General features: G+C 45.9%; 12 protein-coding genes. 8 read left to right on the top strand and 4 right to left on the bottom strand.

The genetic code is table 11. The features are described from left to right. The first annotated feature begins 23 nt into the window (after nucleotides 1-23). Nucleotides 24-1,760, top strand: coding sequence for an ABC transporter ATP-binding protein (locus MH117_RS14015; protein ID WP_239329377.1), 1,737 nt, complete (start codon nucleotides 24-26; stop codon nucleotides 1,758-1,760). Continuing rightward, nucleotides 1,753-3,612 (top strand): ABC transporter ATP-binding protein, encoded by a 1,860-nt coding sequence (locus MH117_RS14010; RefSeq protein ID WP_239329376.1) that lies wholly within the window; start codon nucleotides 1,753-1,755, stop codon nucleotides 3,610-3,612. Before MH117_RS14015 ends, MH117_RS14010 begins: the two co-directional genes overlap by 8 nt. 459 nt (nucleotides 3,613-4,071) lie before the next feature. Here the strand turns inward: MH117_RS14010 and bioA are convergent, their stop codons facing one another. Together bioA and MH117_RS14000 are read right to left on the bottom strand one after the other, a co-directional pair. Continuing rightward, nucleotides 4,072-5,448 carry an adenosylmethionine--8-amino-7-oxononanoate transaminase gene (bioA, locus tag MH117_RS14005; protein WP_239329375.1) on the bottom strand — a complete coding sequence of 459 codons (1,377 nt, stop codon included), beginning with the start codon at nucleotides 5,446-5,448 and terminating at the stop codon, nucleotides 4,072-4,074. A 231-nt stretch (nucleotides 5,449-5,679) separates the two neighbouring features. Continuing rightward, entirely contained in the window at nucleotides 5,680-5,901 is a 222-nt protein-coding gene (locus MH117_RS14000; RefSeq protein WP_239329374.1) for a hypothetical protein, read from the bottom strand. A 453-nt stretch (nucleotides 5,902-6,354) separates the two neighbouring features. Between MH117_RS14000 and acpS the strand changes: the two genes are divergently transcribed. Then, a complete protein-coding gene (gene acpS / locus MH117_RS13995) occupies nucleotides 6,355-6,744 on the top strand; it encodes a holo-ACP synthase (protein WP_239329373.1) in 390 nt (129 codons plus the stop codon). A gap of 230 nt (nucleotides 6,745-6,974) precedes the next feature. On the opposite strand, the gene MH117_RS13990 is transcribed toward acpS, so the two are convergent. Next, nucleotides 6,975-7,553 (bottom strand): lipoprotein BA_5634 family protein, encoded by a 579-nt coding sequence (locus MH117_RS13990; RefSeq protein WP_239329372.1) that lies wholly within the window; start codon nucleotides 7,551-7,553, stop codon nucleotides 6,975-6,977. 111 nt (nucleotides 7,554-7,664) lie between these two features. Then, on the bottom strand, nucleotides 7,665-8,036 hold the full coding sequence (locus MH117_RS13985) for a c-type cytochrome (RefSeq protein ID WP_239329371.1): 372 nt from the start codon (nucleotides 8,034-8,036) through the stop codon (nucleotides 7,665-7,667). Between the two features lie 331 nt (nucleotides 8,037-8,367). On the opposite strand from MH117_RS13985, the gene mutY reads away from it, so the two are divergent. From mutY to MH117_RS13960, 5 genes are all read left to right on the top strand, one after another. Next, nucleotides 8,368-9,489, top strand: a complete 1,122-nt coding sequence (gene mutY, locus MH117_RS13980) for an A/G-specific adenine glycosylase (RefSeq protein ID WP_239329370.1) — start codon at nucleotides 8,368-8,370, stop codon at nucleotides 9,487-9,489. A 170-nt stretch (nucleotides 9,490-9,659) separates the two neighbouring features. Beyond that, on the top strand, nucleotides 9,660-12,431 hold the full coding sequence (locus MH117_RS13975) for an endo-beta-N-acetylglucosaminidase (RefSeq protein ID WP_239329369.1): 2,772 nt from the start codon (nucleotides 9,660-9,662) through the stop codon (nucleotides 12,429-12,431). 113 nt (nucleotides 12,432-12,544) lie between these two features. Further along, on the top strand, nucleotides 12,545-13,075 hold the full coding sequence (gene def / locus MH117_RS13970) for a peptide deformylase (protein WP_239329367.1): 531 nt from the start codon (nucleotides 12,545-12,547) through the stop codon (nucleotides 13,073-13,075). Between the two features lie 807 nt (nucleotides 13,076-13,882). Beyond that, nucleotides 13,883-14,497 (top strand): response regulator transcription factor, encoded by a 615-nt coding sequence (locus MH117_RS13965; RefSeq protein WP_239329366.1) that lies wholly within the window; start codon nucleotides 13,883-13,885, stop codon nucleotides 14,495-14,497. A 144-nt stretch (nucleotides 14,498-14,641) separates the two neighbouring features. Further along, nucleotides 14,642-14,845 carry a hypothetical protein gene (locus MH117_RS13960; RefSeq protein ID WP_239329365.1) on the top strand — a complete coding sequence of 68 codons (204 nt, stop codon included), beginning with the start codon at nucleotides 14,642-14,644 and terminating at the stop codon, nucleotides 14,843-14,845. Nucleotides 14,846-15,106: the final 261 nt, after the last annotated feature.

Here is a 15,106-nt window from a genome sequence, read left to right as displayed (position 1 = left end):
TTTATGATTAGAGGAGTGTCAGGATGAACAGTTTAATTCGTTATTTGAAACCTTATTGGGCAGCGGCATTATTAGCTCCTTTATTTATGATCTTGGAAGTAGGTATGGATTTGCTGCAGCCGCAGTTAATGGCATCAATCGTTAATGATGGTGTGCTGAAGGGGGATTTGAATCACATCTGGCACGTCGGGGCTGTTATGATCGGCGTTGCCATGGTGGGATTGATCGGAGGTGCTGGCTGCACGGTATTTTCAAGCAAAGCTGCACAGAACTTCGGCGCAGATTTGCGGTATGATCTGTTTCGCCATATACAAACGTTCTCGTTCCGCGATCTGGATCGCATGACGACCGGGTCTTTGGTTACCCGTCTGACAAGCGATATTGTACAGGTGCAGAATATGGTGCAGATTGCGTTAAGGATAATGGTACGCTCGCCGTTTATGCTGCTTGGCAGCATCATTATGGCAGTGATCATCAGCCCACAATTGTCTCTCGTATTAGCAATTACGATTCCTTTGCTGTTAGCCGTATTGCTGATATTAATGAGACTGTCCATCCCTATGTTCGCTAAGGTACAGCACAAATTGGATCGTGTAAATACGGTGCTGCAAGAGAATTTGTCCGGGATTAGGGTTGTTAAGGCCTTTGTCCGTTCAGAATATGAAGAAAAGCGATTTGAGACGGCGAACCAACATTATTTTGAACATGCCTTAAAAGCGTTTCGGACGATTGCTATTAATATGCCGCTTATGATGCTGGTGCTTAATACGAGTATTGTAGCGGTGCTATGGTATGGTGGCGCGCAAACTTGGGATGGAACTATTAATGTAGGCCAACTAATTGCTTATTTGAATTATATGACTCAGATTTTGTTTTCGTTGCTGTCGATTGGATCGATGATTATGAATATTTCGCGTGCTAAAGCTTCTGCAGATCGGATTAAAGAGGTGCTGAACACAGTCCCTGACATGGAAGAGGCAGCCAATCCACGGCATGAAGTTGTACAGAATGGCCGGATTTCATTTGAACACGTCTCTTTTGCTTATGATGAGGGGATGCAAGAACAGGTGTTAAAAGACATCCATTTTCAGGTGGAAGCAGGTAAGACTGTAGCTATTATAGGGGCTACCGGATCAGGGAAGTCTTCTCTTGTCAGCCTCATTCCGAGGTTGTACGAGCCGACTTCTGGTAATGTGCTTATCGACGGTCACAATATTAAGGAGATGGATGTGCATGAACTGCGCCGCCGGGTGGGGATGGTACTGCAGCAAGCCTTGCTGTTCAGCGGCACGATCAGGGACAATATACGGTATGGCGTGCCGGAAGCTTCCCAAGCGGAAGTGGAGGATGCAGCACGTGCGGCCGAAGCGCATGAATTTATTGAACGACTGCCGGGAGGTTACGATACGGTTGTCGGTCAGCGAGGCGTCAATTTATCAGGAGGTCAGAAGCAGCGAATATCGCTCGCACGAACGCTGCTTGCCAAGCCCGATATTTTAATTCTGGACGACAGCATGAGTGCTGTCGATCTGAAGACGGAGGCGCGCATTCAACAGTCGCTGCGTGAACGGATGCGCAATAGTACATCTATCGTGATTGCGCAGCGTATCTCTTCTATTGTAGCAGCGGACAGTATTATCGTGCTCGAAGATGGACAAATTGCGGCACAGGGGACGCACGATGAGCTGCTGCGAAGTAGCTCGTTATATCAAGATATCGTCGAATCTCAGCTCAGAAAGGAGGACGTATTGCATGGCTAAAGCAACATCAGGTCACGGATCTCCTTCTCAAGCCCATCATTCGAAGGAATTGCCTGCAGCGGCTGGCTTTGGCGGCCGTCGTCCTGCTGGGCCTGTACCTAAGGAACGTGCTAAACATACAAGCGCCACATTAAAGCGGTTATGGGGTTACTTAAGCAGACAGCGGTCTAGATTAACATGTGTCATCATTTTGGCAATAGCAAGCTCAGGTCTTGCTTTAATTGCCCCTTATTTGTTGGGAAGAGCAGTCGATCGTCATATTATCCCACAGGATTCGGAAGGTTTGTTTCAGCTTTGCCTTATTCTGCTTCTTATATATGCTTGCAGCAGCGTGATGTCTTGGCTCCAGACGTATATGATGGCGGGTTTGTCCCAACATACGGTGTTGGATCTGCGTAGAGATTTGTTTCATCATATGCAGCAGCTTCCGTTAGGTTACTTTGACCGCACGCCGCATGGCGAATTAATGAGTCGAACCACAAATGACATTGAGAATCTGTCCAATACGTTAAATCAGAGTCTCATCCAGATTGTCTCGAGCGTGGTGACCATTATTGGGGCAATCGGCTTTATGCTGTACTTAAACGTCTGGCTGACGGTTGTCAGTCTGATCGCAATTCCGCTTGTAACGATTGCAACCAAGAAGATTGCGGTTCATACTCGCAAACATTTTAAAGGCCAGCAAGAGAGCCTGGGGCAATTAAACGGATATATTGAGGAAACGATATCCGGACAGAAGGTCGTTAAACTATTTCGCAGGGAAGCACGCTCTGCCGAGGAATTTAAGGCCATGAATGAACAGCTCCGTCTGGCAGGCACAAGGGCACAGATCTTGTCTGGCATGATGGGCCCAGTTATGAATATGATGAGCCACTTTACGTACATCGTGATTGCTGTCGTTGGAGGCTGGATGGCCTTTTCAGGATGGACACGTGTTGGTGTTATCGTTAGTTTCCTTAACTATTCCAAGCAGTTAAGCGGACCGGTAAATGAGCTGGCGAATCAGTACAACATGATCCAATCCGGCATTGCAGGTGCCGAACGGGTTTTTGAGATTATGGATACAAAATCTGAATTTAATTCTGAGTTGGAAAATGAATATATGGGTCGTGTCGCCGGTCATGTACAATTTAATGAGGTAAGCTTTGGATATAATCCAGATCAGCCTATTCTGAAGCGGGTAACGTTTTCGGCAAAGCCTGGTGATGTCATTGCGCTTGTAGGCCCTACTGGTGCGGGGAAGACAACGATTATTAACCTGCTGACGCGGTTTTATAATATTGATCAGGGAACGATTCGGATTGATGGTCAAAACATAGGTCTTGCTGACAAACATAGCTTGCGGCGTCAGCTCGGGATTGTACTGCAGGATGCGCATGTATTCACCGACTCGATCCGAAATAATATTCGTTATGGCAAACTAGATGCTACAGATGCGGAAGTGGAGGCTGCAGCCAAGCTTGCTAATGCACACGAATTTATTAAGAAACTCCCGCACGGATATGACTCCGTGCTTAGTGGGAGTGGCGGAAGTCTGAGTCAGGGACAACGGCAATTGCTGACGATTGCGCGCGCTATTTTGGCTGACCCTGCAATACTAATCTTGGATGAGGCTACCAGCAGCGTGGACACAAGAACAGAATTGCATATCCAAGCTGCAATGAATACGTTGATGAAAGGACGAACCAGCTTTGTCATTGCGCATCGTCTCAGCACAATTCGTAACGCAGACATGATTCTTGTAATTAACAATGGTGAGGTCATCGAGCGTGGTTCGCATGGCGAACTGATTGAGAAGCGAGGGTTCTATTACGAGCTGACCATGAGCCAGGATCGAGAAGAGGCTGGATGAGAACTGTATTTCACACAGGTATGCAGTCGGGAATGGGACAGTAGCGAATACAGGAGCAGATTCTGTAATTAGAAATTGGTTGTAGGCATAAAGAGACGGCATTCCCGTGAGCTTTAGTTATAGGCTTAACGTTGTTAATACAGACAAAGGTTCGATGTCATAATGATACACCTGTTAAGTGAAGTTCAAGGCGTGAGCTGCAGCGAAGATAGGTCAGTGGCACTGCTAGTTATATGGGATCTTGAAAATAAAGTCACACGATGTATTTAGTCACACGTTATATTTTTTATATTCAAGCCCTCCAGTCTCTGTGGAGGGCTTTTGGTGCACAAAGTTATAGCTGCATCATGTAAAATCGCACAGCGGCAAATAGAATGGTAGTTTGCTACCATAATAGTTTCCGAAGCAAACGGCTAGCTGTCAACACAATAGCAGGGCTTGAAGGAGCTATCTGTACTGCTAGTCAAGCTGTCCCAATACGCGGCGCAGCACGCGTACCGTACGCATGACGATATCACGTACGTCTTCTGGCGTGGCGCACAGTGGCAGCCAAAAGTACAGCGTATCGCCGAGCGGGCGGAGGATTAGCCCCTCCTCGAAGCCCGCAGCATACGCAGCCGCCCCGACCCGTTGTTCGGGGCGGAACGGCAGGCGGCGCTCGGCATCCTCATAGAGGTCGAACGCCGCTACCAGACCGAGCTGCCGCACATCTGCCACGTGCGGCAGCTTGGCCAAGCCGGAATCGCCCAGCGCAGCGGCGAGTGCGGCGATGGTGTCCTGCGCTTGTTCGAGGACATGTTCTTCCTCGAACAAGCGCAGACTTTCCAGGGCCACGGCGCAGGCAACAGGGTTGCCCGTGAAGCTGTGGCCGTGGAAAAAGGTCTTCTGTGCTGCGTAATCGTCATAGAACGCAGCGTAGATCTCGTCGGTGCTGAGCGTTGCAGCAAGAGGCATCACACCAGCGGTGAGCCCCTTGCTCAGGCACATCAAGTCAGGGCTTACGCTGGCGTGCTCACAGGCAAACATCTTGCCTGTTCGCCCGAAGCCAGTTGCGACTTCGTCGGCAATGAGATGCACGTTATTTGCCGTGCATAACTCCCGCAGCCCTTGCAGGTATGCAGCGGGAGTCATGATCATGCCGCCTGCGCCCATCAGCATCGGCTCCACGATGATCGCAGCTATCGTATCGCTTTCCCTAGCGAACAGCTCGCGTAAGTGAACAAGTCCTACTTCAGCGACTTCACACTCGCTGCCTGAAGCTGTTTGGTATACTTGCCGCAAATCCGGCGCAGGCACGCGGTGTGCGTGGAAGAGCAGCGGCTTAAACAGTTCATGGTATAGCGCTACGCCGCCAACGCTGACGGCACCCAACGTATCGCCATGGTAGCTGCCTTCTAAATACACAAATTTTGTCTTTTCGGGTTGTCCGATCTGCTGCCAATATTGAAAAGACATCTTGAGTGCGACTTCTACAGCTGTGGAGCCGTTGTCGGAGTAGAATACTTTGTTTAAACCAGATGGTGTAATCTTCACAAGCCGTTCGGCTAGCTCGATGCCTGGAGCATGAGTCAGACCGCTAAACATAATATGATCAAAGGCATCCAATTGGCGGGCAATTGCAGCTTTGATGCGGGGATGGCCATGCCCATGCAGGTTGCACCACCAGGACGAGACGGTATCGTAATACCGTCGGCCATCGGCGTCGTATAGATACATACCTTGTGCTCTTTCGATCAGCAGGTGGTTTCTATCTTCATATTCTTTCATTTGTGTAAATGGATGCCAGACGTATGTACGATCTTTAAATAGTAATTCATTATGGTAAGCTTGATTCATAACATCATTTCTCCTCTAAACTCACTTATTGTTAACTTTATATTTATTAAAAAGGTTAACATTATAGAAGGCAGATCGCAATATGAAGTAATTTGATATAAAAACAAGAGGGCCGCAGCCCTCTTGTTTAAAGATCCGTTTGGAATATTGAAGTTTGCTTCCAAGCACGATACGCATAGTATTGGCCTTATGACTTCGATATTGTATTGCGTGCTGAGAAGCTTGGGTTCATCAGATTAAGTCAACAGCCAGAACTTTGTTGAGTGGAATAAATACCGCGTTGCCGTTGTTTCTTGAAATCAGAACGGAACCACTCTGAATACCAAGGAATATACCCTCGTGTGATGTGCTGTCAAAGTGAACCCGAATACGAGTACCGATTGAAATTCGGTGAATTAAGCCCGCAATCCCGTTGTGACCACCATTGTTGCCGTAGCAGTTGTAACCTGACATCTCTCATACCTCCATCTTTAAGAAGATACTATAATGTATTCTATGAAACTCGTTTTGACTAGATAGTTGGCTCAGGGGAAACGTTGATTTTAAGAGAGTGCTAGGGATTATGGCAAGCTAAATAGGCAAATGCTATGTCTAGTGAAGCCGTTACGTGATTAATGAAGCGAAATTCATTTGCAAATCGGGTTCGCACATAAGATAATGATAAAACTTATGATGCTGTTTTCAGGCGAATAACGATCATATACAGGTGCGATTAAAGAAGCTTTATGATTTATTTGCTGTAATCAGTTGGATGATATTCGGTAAGACATGGATGTAACTGTTTTTTGATTATGGGTATACCCATACTGACGATATGGGTTGAAGGGCTGTATCTAATGAATATCAGCTGCTTTGAACAGTTGATATCTAATGGAAGGTGCTTATAGAAAGAGAGGAAAGAGCCACGTGATATATGGAGTTGGACATGATCTGCTGAATATGGATAGGATCAGCCGAATTGTAGAGGGGCGGAGCAAAAAACGTTTCCTGCATCGAATATTAACACCTAATGAAATTCAGGCGCTGGAACGGCGCGAAGCTCGTATGGTGGAGTGGGTGGCAGGAAGGTTTGCGGTAAAGGAAGCCGTGGTCAAAGCATTCGGCTGTGGCATCGGTAAGCAGATTGGCTTTCAAGATGTAGAGGTGCTGCCGGATATACTTGGCAAGCCGCATGCGAAATTAAGCGAAGCAGCTTGGGATCGGCTCGGCCTTGCATCAGGTGCGATGCGCATTCACGTCAGTATTTCTCACCAGCCTGGCATGGCTTCAGCGTTCTGCGTGGTTGAGACAGTGTGACCTTGTAGGTGATCAGAAGGTATTGGAATTACGTACCGTACACGAATCCATTATAAATAGGGATCGTCATTGAACGTCAATATGACGTATATCCAAAGAAAAAAGGGCTTTCCCAATAGTCACATTCGACTCATGAGAAGGCCCGCAGCTTCGATTCCATATAGAAGAAAAGGTTGATGCAGCGATAGAATGTGCGACAGTAGTCTTCGATCATTAAGCTTGTTGTCAGATCATTCCTCGAATCGTACGAGCTGTACAGCTTCAACCAGATTGGTGAATTCGGCTAATTTGGAGGATATATCTTTGCCAAAGTTCAGCAGTCCGAGCGACTTCACATCACCCTTCATTTGCTTGTAAGCTTCCTCGCTTACGATAGCAAACATATCGACCAGCTTGCGGCCGTCACCGATGATGTTATTACCACCGTACGCAAAGGATACACCATCAAGGGTAAATGCCTTGATATCTTGCTTGGCGAATATTACGCCTTGCTGCCCAGATACTGTCGGCAGGGTATCCAGCTTAGATACTTTATCCTTCTCCGTAACCTGCTTCATAATTCCAGCCTCGATCAACGCCTTAGCGCTATTTTCATTCAGAATTAGCATACGTCCCTGTGGGGTCGTCTGGTCTTTGAAGGGAATCGTTCCGCTGAATTTAATATCTTTAGCATAGTTATCTACTGTGCTTTTTACATCATCTTGCAAGCCATACAGTACAATCCCGTTCGCTTTATCATTAAACACGCAGCCTGTTCCTAGTATGGCGATAAGCCCTGCCAATACAATTGTAGATATCCATCTTTTCATTCGAAAACACTCCTCTTGCTGTATTTTATGTCTCCAGCGTACAGCAATAAGGGGAATGGGCGCGATGGATCAACATGACTGTGTCTTACATTGTTGCAAGCTGAGTCGGTATTATTTCTTGTCCGACAACCAGACTGCAATTTTTTCAATATCGGCATCTTCGATGCTGCCTCCAAGTGCAGGCATGCGCTTGCCGCCATTTTTCACTGTAAGTACAATGTCGTCTTTTGTAAGCTTAGAGCCGATCTTGGAGATGTTGGTCTCTGCACCCATGCGTCCCTTTAGATCTGTGCCATGGCACTGCATGCAGCGCTGCTTGTAGATGGCAACTACATCCTCTGGACCTTCGAGTGCTGCTGAGTCGGCGGGGGTACTGTTGTTGGCGCCCGAACTCGCCCCGCATCCCGTCAATGCAAAAACAAGTACAATGGCACATGTCATGAGTAACTTTCTATGTCGCAGCTTGGGCAATGATTGAAGCATCGATATCGCTCCTTTGGATAACGTCAATGATATTGATTACAGTATGGATAGGATAGGAACTAAAGGCAAGCTGTTCCGCCGATTGTTGGCAAAACGTTCACAACTGGTACCATTCGTGTATAATGGGCGAAGGGTTTCTGTCTGCTGGACAGAGCTATCATATATGGGATTTCCATTTAAGCCCATTATAATTTTAGATGATCTATTATTTATGAAGTGAAGTTGTGTTCATGGAGATAGGTACAGGGCCTCAGATTGTATCATGTGGATGAGGTATGATGAAAAACATTTCTGGATTGATATATCGATGACATAAATGAAGGGAGCCGACATGGACGAACAAAAACGACATTTTAGCCGGGAACTACTGCGCTGGTATATGAATAATCGACGGGATCTACCTTGGAGACGGCAGCAGAACGCTTATTATACATGGGTATCCGAAATCATGCTTCAACAGACACGTGTGGATACTGTCATTCCATATTTTAACCGATTCATTGGTAAATTTCCGACAGCTACTGCACTTGCCGATGCGCCTGAAGAAGAGGTGCTAAAAGCATGGGAAGGACTGGGCTACTACTCGCGAGCACGCAATTTACAAGCCGCAGCACGTGAGGTAAAAGAGCGTTATAACGGTGAAGTACCGGATGACAAAGCAGCCGTAGCTTCGCTTAAGGGGGTCGGTCCTTATACGACCGGCGCGATTATGAGCATCGCATTTAACCGTTCAGAGCCAGCTGTAGATGGCAACGTCATGCGTGTGCTTTCCCGTTATTTCCGTCTTCATGATGATATTGCCAAGCCGAGCACGCGCCCCCATATCGAGCACATCGCACAGGAGCTTATTCCAGAAGGTGAGGCCTCACATTTCAATCAGGCTTTAATGGAGCTCGGTGCGCTTGTATGCACTCCGAAATCGCCGGCATGTCTGCCATGTCCTGTAATGGAGCATTGCGCAGGGCGTATCGCGGGAGAGGAACTAATCCTGCCGATCAAGACCAAGGCTAAGCCGCCGAAGCCGGAGCTGCGCTACGCAGCGTTGATTGAAGGGACGGGCCCCTATGAGGGCAAAGTACTGATCCGCAAGCGCCCTGATACGGGACTGCTTGCCCGCATGTGGGAGCTGCCGCATCTGCTGGCACCCAAAGCGGCTCAGCTCACAGGGCTGCCGGACGGCGAGGCGATGGACATGCTCCGTGGTATGCTGCATGCGGATGGAATTGAGGTTGAGCCTGTGGAACGGCACGTGGATGCGGAGCACACATTTAGCCATATTCATTGGCAGATGCGTGTATTCCGGTTTAAAGGTACCGACACACCATCTATATTGCCGGAAGGATATGCTTATATCCGTCCAGAGCAAATGGAAGGATATGCGTTCCCGAACTTATTTTTGCGATTAATCAACCAGTATTTTGAATATGAAGAAACATCAGCAAGTATAAATTAAAGAAAAGGTGTACTTATTTAAGGGGATTGCTCGAATAGGAGTAATCTCCCTTTTTTTATGGGCTATTTTAACTATAATAGGAGGAAGATTATGTGGAAGCGCTAACATTGGATTGTAACCGTTACCAAGAAGGTGCTTGCTATATTGGACATCTTAAGGGGGAGAATGACATGAAACGAATGAAACCTACTGTGTTATCTCGCAGCAGCATAAAGAAGAAGATCGGAATGATTCTCGGCACCGCATTAATCGCTGGAACTTTGGCAGGCTTTGCAGGACAGGCGCATGCCGCACAGCCGCTGTCTTCCTTCTGGTACCCGGAGACATTACTAAGTTGGTCGCCTACAACGGATAAGGATGCTGCCTTCAACCGCAGCACGGTGAAGCTGAATAAAGATCGCGTTCAGGGACAAAAAGAAAATGCGAATGCCAAGCTAGAACCAAAAGTCATGGCGCTGTCCGCGATGTACAAAAATACGTCCGCTGCTCCTTCGCAAGGCAATGACAGCTTCCATGGGTATGCATTTAGCTATTGGCAGTACATCGATAAGTTGGTTATGTGGGGCGGTTCTGCGGGTGAGGGGATCATCGTGCCGCCAAGCGCAGACGTTATCGATGCTGGGCATAAAAATGGCGTCCCTGTGTTTGGAACCGTATTCATGCCACAAACGGAGCATGGCGGAAAGTTCCAATGGACAAAAGAATTACTGCAGCAAAAAGCGGACGGCTCGTTCCCTGTCGCAGACAAACTGATCGAAGTAGCGAAGTATTACGGCTTCGACGGTTGGTTTATCAATGAAGAGACGCAAGGCGGGACGCCGGAAGACGCGAAGCAAATGCAGGCATTCCTGAAATATTTGCAAAAGGTAAAATCGCCTGAAATGGAAATTATTTGGTACGATTCGATGATCAATGATGGTCCTGTAAAATGGCAGGGCGGCTTGACGGATAAGAACCAGATGTTCTTGCAGGACGGTGATCAACGTGTAGCGGACAACATGTTTATCGATTTCCGTTGGCAGTTCAAAAAAGAGGGCAGCTACGATTATATTACGCCATTTTTGAATTCGCCTGACAAGGCAAAGGCATTGGGACGCAGTCCATTCGATTTGTTTGCGGGTATTGACGTGGAAGCGGGCGGTTACAAAGGCAAGTATAACTGGCCGGTACTATTCCCGAAAGATGGCAGTCCAGTCACTTCACTAGGTATTTATCGCCCAGACTGGGCATTTAATGCTTCAAAAACCAATGAGCAGTTTATGGACAATGAACAAATCTTCTGGATCGGTGCGGACAAAAATCCGATTCAGACTAAGGAAAATGATAAAGAATGGCGTGGTATTGCTAACGATATCGTGGGTCGTACGGTAGTTACAGATTCCGATTTTATCACCCATTTTAATACAGGTAATGGTAAAATGTTTAGCGTGTTTGGCAAGCAGGTGCGTGATCGTGAATGGTTTAACCGCAGCTTGCAGGACGTGCTGCCGACATGGCGTTGGGTGAACGAGGAGCAGGGCAATCAGTTGAAGGTAGACTTTGACTTTGATAAAGCCTTCTACGGAGGCAGCTCGCTAAAAGCGACAGGCAGCGTGACAGCTGGCGGCACATCAAATATTAAGCTGTACAAAGCCGAAGTTCCGGTTACAAAGTCTATGGAAATGACACTGACTTACCAATCAGCTAACAAGGATGCAGCTGCTCTGAACATGGGAGTAGCCTTAGAAGGTGCTGCTGATCAGTACGTTATTTTGAAGCCAAAGCATACAAAGCAAGTTGGTGCTAAGAGTGACTGGTTGACGGCAACTTACGATCTGTCTGCATATGCAGGTAAGAAAGTCGTGGGTGTGTCTGTACAAGTTGAAGGCAAGCAAGCCGTGAATAACTATGCGGTTAACCTTGGTGAATTAACGATCCGCGATCAGAAAGTTAAAGCACAGCTGGTTAAAGAAGTTAAGCATGCAGCTATTATTGAAAACGATTTCCGTGACGGAATCTATGCTGATGCACGTCTCAAATGGGACAACGCTGGCGGGGATGTCATGTACTATCAAGTATACCGTGTGAAGTCGGACGGATCCCGAGAATTTATGGGTGCGACGGGTAATGATCATTATTATGTATCGGAAATGCGTCGTAATGGCCTAGAGAAAGAAACAAAGCTGATCGTTGTGCCAGTGAACCGTCATTATCAAGAAGGCCGTGCGGCAACAGTTGCTTTCCAATGGCCGGCTTATCCGTCCCCGAAGGCGGACTTCGAGGTAGATAAGACTTATGTGGCACCAGGTGAAGCCGTCCAAGTGACAGACAAGTCGACAGAAGTGACCAGTGAGTGGAACTGGAGCTTCCCAGGTGGAACGCTATCTTCCAGCAAGGATCGTCATCCAATTGTGAAATACGCGCAAGAGGGTGAATATGAGATTACGTTAACGGCAAAAAATGAAGTCGGTCAGGACGTTGTTACGAAAAAACTGATCACCGTTGACAAGGAAGCCGCGTTCCGCTCGGAAGACTTGGCAAAAGGCAAAAAGACAACAGCATCCTCCTTCGTAAATGATGGCGAGGCACCGCAATATGCAGTGGACGGGGAGTCCAAGACAAAATGGTGTGCGGTAGGTAATCCACCACATTGGATTTCGGTTGATCTGGGGGAGAACTATGACCTGACAGAGTTTGTCATACATCATGCGGAAGCTGGCGGCGAATCTTCCTCCTTTAATACACGTGAGTTCAAGATTCAGCTGAGCACTGACGGTGAGAACTGGAAAGATGCCGTGGTAGTGAATGACAATGAGAAAGGCGTGAGCAAACATGCGATCGCCAAAACAAAAGCACGTTATGCGAAGTTGATTGTGGAGAAACCAACACAAGGCGGCGACACGGCAGCACGCATTTATGGGTTTGAAGTTAAAGGAATTGCAAATAAAGTGGAAGCCAAGTAATCTCGAATAAACGGAATTAGGAAGCGGGCTGCTGTTCAAGCGGCCCGTTTTTGTATATTTTAGTATATAGTAGGGTTTATATGTATATAGGTGAACAAAGGAGCTGCAGAGAAATGACTGTACGAACGATATTGCCATTTGGTGATCCGCTGCTGCGTAAGAAATGCAAGCCAATTACAGAGATGACACCACGGATCCTCACGATGCTGGGAGATTTGAAAGAGACCTTGTATGCAGATCGTGGTCGGGCGGGGCTTGCGGCGCCACAGATCGGGCTGCTGCGTCGTGCTGTTGTGCTGGATGTAGGCGAAGGGTACTGGGAGTTAATCAATCCGGAGATTGTTGATGCGGATGGAGAACAGGAAGGAATGGAAGGGTGTTTGTCTTATCCAGGATATTACGGATTAGTGAAGCGCTTTGAACGGATAAAAGTCAGGATGATGAATTGCCAATTAGAAGAAGTGATTGTTGAAGCAAACGGTTTTCTGGCTACTTGTATGCAGCATGAGTTGGATCATCTGGACGGTGTATTGTTTATTGATCGGATGGTGAGCGATTATTTGGTACATGAATCATCGCATGCTCGTATTTCATTGTTAAAGGTGATTGAGCTTGCCAATCAGAACGTTTGTCATTTGAAATGAAGCAAAGACGGTCTGCCCGTAAATGTTCGCTTGTAGGGCGGATCGTCTTTATTAATTTAACGAATTGTGAAATACATAGACATTTGAATTAAAGTCCTTTTCACTTATCTGGGCAACGCGGCAGGCTTATATCGAATATGAAAGTAGTTGATTTTTCCAAATCAAGGAGATATATTAAAGTTATATGTCATCAAGTTTTTTATAAATATATTTAAGCATGAGTTTTTTTTCGTTTTCCCCAGTACCAACTACTCGTTACTTGCTGTTGACACTACCCCAAATCGCCCCCAATACAATCTTATTTTCATAAGTTCAGAGCAACAGCGAATTCCATTACAAGCCAATCATTCATAGGGAAGGATACTTTCTATGAATTATGGTGCCGATTTTATTCCACAGTACCCCTTATTATTCATTGGAACGAAAATAGTTTATATCCTCCAGTCATTTTATATTCTCTACATTTCCTGCACCTGATTCCAAGTGAGTTGAACAGTCATTATTTCACATCTATATTGCTAATATATGCCTAGTGTATTAGATGTCTGCGTATGCGGGATAAATCATACTAAAGAGAATCAGCTCATTATTTGGAGAGATTTCTTTCTTAATCTGCATCAATACAATTAGAAGGGGGAAAGAGAACTCTTATTACAGTCTATGTTTGAATATCTGGGGAAATCGTTTTATTAATTGCGCTATTACTTAGCTAAAGCTCGTTCGAGTATTCTTATTTAATAATGCTTTATTCCTTTATATGGGGTGGTATGGAGGCAAGAGTATGTATTTTAGAAGGAGTATGCTGACATGGCCCAAACGTGCAGGACTATAATCGTTTGTGATCACCCTTTGAGAGCTTCTGCCTTAAGACAAATTGTTGCAGAACTGGAACATACAGAAGTTATAGTGATAGATAACACTTGGAGCGCTTCATTTGGTGGTTTGGAAAACACAAGCATAGATACTATAATTATCGATATGGATGAACTTAACAGTCAGTTAGAAGTTATTTCGGCTGCAAAAAATAAATTCTCAACGACCAAAATCATCGTATTATCGGACAACATATCTTACTGTCATATGGCCGAAATAGGTGTAAGTGGGATTATACCTAAGAAATCGACAGAGAAGCAAATTAGTAGGATGATTAACGTCGTAAAAGAAGGCAAAACCATTATCCCGATCTCCAGTTTATGTACTTTGTATTCAGACAGAAGCAGCAACAGACAGATGCTGACTTTGAATGAGCAGCGTATATTGTCCCTGGTTGTACATAGAAACACCAACACTCAAATTGCAAAAAAGTTATTTGTAAGTACAAGAACTGTTGAAAATCATTTAAGAAGGATTTATGAAAAATTGGGTGTAAGCTCACGCACAGAGTGTATTGAGAAGATGAACAGTCAGAAATTGAATTTGTAAACTTGGTGGTATACCGCAAATTTAAATGCGGTGTACCGAATAAAAATATGTGCTGCTTGCCTAATTCCAATTTCGGTGTGTTAATCCGTATATTTACTGTAACAGCAAATATAGGTTGTAACACAATGAAATGGAGGAATTACGATGGGAGCACTTATTAGAAGAATTGCACGGTACTTGGTTGATAAATGGGACTCGCTGAGCTCATGGGTGAAAAAAGGAATCGAGTGGCTTGCAGGAACAGCCCTTGTTGAGGCAGTCCTCGCAGGATTTGATGCTCTTGTAAATTACCTCTCCGGTTTGAGCCAATCGGTTCTTGAAGCCATCGCTAAATTGTTGGGATTGTAAGGAGAAAGGGCTCAGCACAATACACAACACAGTGCAGACAGGACAGTTGTACAGTTTCTGTAACGGATAAGGGGTGGCTCTCGCACAGCCGTACCTAATCCCGCTGTCCAGTCTATATGATCACGGTCTTGTGGTTATTGTGCCAAGCTAAGATGAGGAACAGTCGGATTTGCATGATTCAACTGTAATCGTTGGTTGTCAAGAACATCAAATTTAAACACTTGCAACCTGTATTTGCTGTTTAATTGTTAATATTATATT

It is taken from the genome of Paenibacillus sp. ACRRX, from assembly GCF_022346885.1.
Classification (GTDB): domain Bacteria; phylum Bacillota; class Bacilli; order Paenibacillales; family Paenibacillaceae; genus Paenibacillus_B.
Note: the sequence above shows the minus strand (reverse complement) of the source record. Positions and strands in the feature narration are given on the sequence as shown.